The sequence below is a fragment of the Oleiphilus sp. HI0043 genome (assembly GCF_001634935.1).
Window position 1 is genome coordinate 1 of the sequence record NZ_LWEY01001506.1, and the last position, 1,130, is coordinate 1,130.

The 1,130-nt window shown below is 43.0% G+C and carries 2 protein-coding genes; both read right to left on the reverse strand.

The features are described from left to right. Positions 1-113: 113 nt before the first annotated feature. A complete protein-coding gene (pgsA, locus tag A3729_RS21745) occupies positions 114-665 on the reverse strand; it encodes a CDP-diacylglycerol--glycerol-3-phosphate 3-phosphatidyltransferase (RefSeq protein WP_068515797.1) in 552 nt (183 codons plus the stop codon). 32 nt (positions 666-697) lie between these two features. Then, on the reverse strand, positions 698-1,130 hold a 433-nt coding region (locus A3729_RS21750), incomplete at its 5' end, for a helix-hairpin-helix domain-containing protein (RefSeq protein ID WP_231877483.1).

Sequence of the window (1,130 nt, forward strand, 5' to 3'; positions counted from 1 at the left end):
GATTTAAGAGTCAAGCAATGTTTAAGAGAATAATTCACTTTTTTTCAGCTATCTATTTTCCGAGAAGCAGATCGATTATTTTTTATACCAAAGCAGTAATACTTACTCCGCTTCTAACTCTCTTCAGAGAATAAGTGCTCCCACGATGCTGTGAGATATTGGTACATTGACCATAGCGTAAGAATCGATGCGAAGTATATAAGGCCAATCCCAGACCAATAAAACCAGTCAGATTCAGGGCCTAGCAACAACAGCATAATGGAGCCCATCTGGCACATAGTTTTTAGCTTACCGATGAACGACACCGCAACATTATCACGTTTGCCCTGCTCTGCCATCCACTCTCGCAAGGCTGAAACGACAATTTCACGCCCAATAATAATCATCGCTGGAATCGTCACCCAGACAGAGTAATAGCTTTCGATTATCACCGCCAAGGACATTGCCACCATCAGTTTATCTGCGACTGGATCAAGAAAAGCACCAAAGGGTGTAGTCTGGTTCCACTTTCTTGCCAGGTAGCCATCAAGATAATCCGTACAACCTGCAATAAAAAATAACGCTGCAGCTAAGATGGCACTCGATTCTATCGGCAAGTAATACGCTACGACAAAAACCGGAATAAGAACAATTCTGGAAACGGTAAGGATATTTGGTAAATTCATGAAAACTTCTAGCTGCCTTAGTAATACTTTATTTACGAGCTATGGAGCGTCAAATAGATATGCTCTGCCAAACTCGTGCTAATTCCTGATACTTTTGCTATTTCTTCGGTCGACGCCTTTTTGATATTCGAGACGCTACCAAAATACTGCAGCAACGCTTTTCGCCTCTTAGCCCCTACCCCTTCAATATTCTCTAACGTTGATTGACGCCTTGCCTTATCTCTACGATTCCGGTGCCCGGTAATCGCAAAGCGGTGGGCTTCGTCCCGTATTTGCTGAATTAAATGCAACCCCGGATTATCAGAAGCACAGTCTATCGTTTTTAAGTGGCCAGCCTTTTCAGGTATTAGCAATGTTTCAAAGCCGGGTTTACGCGTAACACCCTTGGCAACGCCAATTACATTAAGATCTGACAAGTTTAACCTGTCGAAGACCTCAAGTGCCAGATTTAGTTGACCTTTGCCA

Excerpts from the sequence above, each read along its gene's own strand:
- pgsA (WP_068515797.1), bottom strand. The coding sequence starts at position 665 with ATGAATTTACCAAATATCCTTACCGTTTCCAGAATTGTTCTTATTCCG.